General features: G+C 66.6%; 4 protein-coding genes. 2 read left to right on the top strand and 2 right to left on the bottom strand.

Annotated elements, in window-relative coordinates; genetic code table 11:
• Together LI92_RS20060 and LI92_RS20055 are read right to left on the bottom strand one after the other, a co-directional pair.
• Positions 1-832 (bottom strand): cytochrome P450 family protein (locus tag LI92_RS20060; protein ID WP_046322025.1); only part of this gene is annotated, 832 nt, incomplete at its 3' end.
• A 28-nt stretch (positions 833-860) separates the two neighbouring features.
• Positions 861-2,141, bottom strand: a complete 1,281-nt coding sequence (locus LI92_RS20055) for a cytochrome P450 (protein ID WP_046322024.1) — start codon at positions 2,139-2,141, stop codon at positions 861-863.
• Positions 2,142-2,297: 156 nt separating this feature from the next.
• On the opposite strand from LI92_RS20055, the gene LI92_RS20050 reads away from it, so the two are divergent.
• Positions 2,298-3,116 carry an NAD(P)-dependent oxidoreductase gene (locus tag LI92_RS20050; protein WP_046322023.1) on the top strand — a complete coding sequence of 273 codons (819 nt, stop codon included), beginning with the start codon at positions 2,298-2,300 and terminating at the stop codon, positions 3,114-3,116.
• A 17-nt stretch (positions 3,117-3,133) separates the two neighbouring features.
• The coding region (locus LI92_RS20045; RefSeq protein WP_046322026.1) for an aldehyde dehydrogenase family protein at positions 3,134-4,243 on the top strand (1,110 nt) is incomplete at its 3' end.

The following is a 4,243-nucleotide window of genomic DNA, read 5'->3' as shown; positions in this document are numbered from 1 at the left end:
TAAGAGACAGGATCAGATCGTGGTCGGCCCGCACCGCGGCGAACTGGTCGGGGTGGGTCAGCAGCAGGTGCAGCAGGTTGCCGGTCGCCCGGTAGGTGGTTTCCAGGCCGGCCGGCAACAGCAGGCGCAGGAAGGAGAAGATCGCTTCTTCGGTCAACTTCTCGCCGTCGACTTCAGCTGTGACCAGGTCACCGATGATGTCGTCGGTGGGCGCGGACTTGCGTTTGTCCATCTGGGTCAGGAAGTATTCTTTGAGTTCGGCCGACGCGGTGAAAGCCCGCTCGTAGGCGACGGTGTAGCTGATCAGCTCGATGGCCCGCTGGCGAAACCAGGGCAGATCTTCCTCGGGAAGCCCCAGCAGCTTGGCGATGACCCGGGTGGGGAACTCGAAGGTGAACCCGGACACCAGGTCGGCCGCTCCGGCATCGATGAACTCATCGATCAGCGCGGTGCACACGGGCCGGACCACCTCCGGCTCCCAGTGCACCAGCGACTTGCGTTTGAACGCCGAGGAGACCAGGTTGCGATGTTTGCGGTGCCGCTCGCCCTCCATGGCCAGGATCGTCGGCCCGATGAACAAGCCGATGGTGACGTCGTAGCTGTGCGAGTTGAACGAATCCGCTTCCCGGAAAACCTGGTTCACCGCCTCGAAGGACACTGCGGCGAACTGGTTCTCCGGTCGAAGCGACGCGGGGGTCTTGGAGTAGTCCATGACCGTCCCGGGGAAAACCCCAAGTCCGTCTCGCCGGCGGCGGAAGTACGGGTAGGGGTCCCGCAGGTAGCCGGCCGGCTTGTCGAGTGCGGCAGCGATGTCGTCGACCGGGCTCTCCACGGACTGCCTCCCGTTTGCCGATATCAATTCAGGCCAGCCTGATGGGCATGCGCTTGATGCCGTGCACGAAGGTGCTCTGCAGGTACTCCGGTTCGCCGAGGGTGACCTCGGGCAAGCGGGTGAGCAGCTCGTAGAACAGGTGCCGCAATTCCATCCGGGCCACATGGGTTCCCAGGCAGTAGTGCGCCCCGCCGCCGCCGAAACCCAGGTGCGGGTTGGTGGTGCGGGTGATGTCGAATTCATGCGGGCGCTCGAACACGGTCTGGTCGCGATTGGCCGAGCAGTAGAACAGCGCCACCTTCTCGCCGGCCTTGATCTCGGTCCCGGCGACCTCGGTGTCGACCACTGCGTGGCGGGCGAAGGCGAGTACCGGTGTCGCCCAGCGCACGAACTCCTCGACCGCCCCGCCGATCCGATTGTCGTAGTCCGCCAGCAGCCAGGCGCGCTGTTCGGGATGCTCGACGAGCGCCTTGAAGGCGTGGGTGGTGGCCTGCTTGGTGGTGTCGTTTCCGGCAGATCCCAGCAAGACCATGAACGAACCGAGCTCGGCGTCGGTCAGCCGGTGGCCGTCGACCTCGGCGTTGACCAGCTCGGTCATCAGGTCATCGTGCGGTTCGGCCCGGCGGCGTTGGGCCAATTCGACGCCGGAGCCGGCCAGCACGCCCAGCTGCGTCATGACGTGCACGGCCCGCTCCTCCAGCGAGGCGTACTCCTCGTCGCTGCTGCTGAACAGACATTCGGCGGCATAGGCCACCTTCTGCTGGTCGGCCAGGTCTATGCCGATCATGTCCGAGACGGTGCGCATCGGCAGGAGGCCCGAGCAGCTTGCGACGAAGTCGATCTGGTCGCCGCTGCGCAATTGGGCCAGCAGGTCGTCGACGATGCTGCGGGAGTTGGCTTTGATCTGCTCCTCGATGCGCCGGACCTGCCGGGGCGTGAACCCTGAACTGATGAGCTTGCGATACCGGGTGTGGTCGGGCGGGTCCATCGCCAGGAAGAACGTCATGTTGCGCTGGATCTCGGCCGGCATGGGATCGACGCTGACGCCCTCGCGGGAACAGAACAGCTCTTCATGCTGGCTGACGAACTTGACGTCGGCGTGCCGGGTCGCTGCCCAGTATCCGGTCTCCTGGTGGGGGAATACGGCGTCGAACGGCCGGTGCCAGGTCAGGCCGGGCTCGTCGCGCAGCGTTGCGAAGCTCTCGTCCCGGGTCCGGAAGTCCTTGCCCCAGAACTCAGTTTCGGAGATGTCGAGCCGATGGTATGGGTGCGGCGATGTAGGGGTGGCAGGTGACGAGTCCAGCGTCATGGCTTCCTCTCGGGGCTGCGGGTGGTGCATCCTCGCCACCTTCTGATGTACCCGAAATAACGACAGTAAGCACGACTGTAACGAATTCGGCGGAGGTCGACAATGCTACGGTGGGCGCCATCGGAACGGCCGAAAGCTGCCTTTGAGGAGCCGAGAATGAGCGCAAAGGGCGAGATTGTCGGGTTCGTCGGCGCCGGCAGGATGGGCGAGCCCATGGTGCGGCGCCTGGCCGCCGCCGGCTACCGGGTTCAGGTGTACGCGCGACGACCCGAGGTGCGGGAACGGCTCGCGGCCGCGGGCGCCGTGCCGGTGGAGTCTGTCGCCGCGGCTGCCCGTGATGCCGGCGTGGTGATCAGCTGCCTGTTCTCCGACGCGCAACTGCTCGAGGTAGCCGCCGGTGCCGACGGACTGATCGCCCATGCCGACTCCGGCGCCGTCGTGGTCTCCCACACCACGGGCACGGTGAGCACGCTGACCGGCCTCGCGGAGCAATTTCCGGACGGCCCGGTGCTGGTGGACGCCCCGGTCAGCGGCGGCGCCCACGACATCGAGGCGGGAACGCTCACTGTGCTGCTCGGCGGCCCGGACGACGCGGTGGCCCGGGCGCGGCCGGTGCTGGCGTCCTACGCCGACCCGGTGATCCACACCGGCGGGCTGGGCACCGCCTTGAACCTCAAGTTGATCAACAACGTGCTCTTTGCGGCCAACGCGCAGCTGGTGGCCGCCGCGGTCGAGTTGGCCAAGGCCCTCGGAGTGCGCGACGCCAGCCTGTTCGAGGCGCTGGAGCAGTGCAGCGGCGGCAGCCGGGCAGCGGGGTACGTGCAGTCGGCCGGCGGTGTGGCAAGTTTCGCCGAAGTCGTTGCACCCTTCATGCGCAAGGACGTTGCGGCCTGCATCGCTGCCGCCGCCGACCGCGGCGTCGAACTGGGACAGTTGCAGACCGTGGCCCAGAACGGGCCGTTGGACCTGTCGTGACCACCGACTTGGCAGATCTGCTGGAGAAGCAGCGGCGCTCCTTCACCGACGACGGGCCGCCCAGTCTCGCGGTCCGGCGCAACCGCATCGACCGGCTGATGATGATGGTTCTGGACAACGTGGAGGCCTTCACACAGGCGATGGAGCACGATTTCGGCACTCGGTCTCGGGCGGCCTCGTTGGCCACCGAGATGATCGGCATGATTCCCGTGGTCGAGCACACCAGATCGCATGTTCGACAATGGATGCGTCCCAGCAAGCTGCTACGTGCGGCCCGGCTGGTCGGGTTGCGTGCCGAGGTGCAACCCAGTCCGCTTGGCGTGGTGGGCATCATCGGGCCGTGGAATTTCCCGTTGCAACTGGTGGTGGTGCCGGCGGCAGCGGCCTTCGCGGCGGGCAACCGGGTGATGGTAAAGATGTCCGAGATCACCTCGTGCACTGCCGATCTGATGGCGCAGCTGGCGCCGGAGTACTTCGACGAGAACGAGTTCGCCGTCGTCACGGGCGGCGCTGACGTGGCGGCCGCGTTCGCCGGTCTGCCGTTCGATCATGTCTTCTTCACCGGTTCACCGACGGTGGGGGCACTGGTGCAACGCGCCGCCGCGGACAACCTGGTCCCGGTGACTTTGGAACTGGGCGGGAAGAACCCCGTCGTGGTGGCGCCCGACGCCGACATCGCGCGCGCGGCAAAGCGGATCGCGTCGGCTCGAATGGTCAACGGCGGCCAGGTCTGCGTGTGTCCGGACTGTGTTCTGGTGCCCGAGGACAAGGTGGACGCCTTCGTCGATGCGGCCCGCCAGGCCCTGCAGGCGATGTTCCCGACGATCCTGGCCAACGACGATTACTGCTCAAGCGTCAACATCGCCAACTTCGACCGCGTGCTGGGCCTGATCGAGGACGCTCGCCGGTGCGGCGCCGAGGTTGAGACCGTCGCGCCCGCCGGCGAGGCACTCCCGGATCGCAGCTCGCGCAAGATCGCCCCCACCATCGTGCGCGGCGTCGACGCAACCATGCGCCTCGCCGATGAGGAGATCTTCGGCCCGGTGCTGGCAGTGCAGGGCTACGGCACCCTCGACGAAGCGATCGAGACGATCAACGCGCGCCCCGCACCTGTCTCTTATACACAT

Source organism: Mycobacterium sp. UM_Kg1 (genome assembly GCF_000972925.1).
Lineage (GTDB): Bacteria > Actinomycetota > Actinomycetes > Mycobacteriales > Mycobacteriaceae > Mycobacterium > Mycobacterium hiberniae.
The sequence above is the reverse complement of the archived record's forward strand: the minus strand, read 5'-3'. Positions and strand labels throughout refer to the sequence as shown.

Coding starts and splice junctions, on each gene's coding strand:
- LI92_RS20055 (WP_046322024.1), bottom strand. CDS start 2,141: ATGACGCTGGACTCGTCACCTGCCACCCCTACATCGCCGCACCCATAC.
- LI92_RS20050 (WP_046322023.1), top strand. CDS start 2,298: ATGAGCGCAAAGGGCGAGATTGTCGGGTTCGTCGGCGCCGGCAGGATG.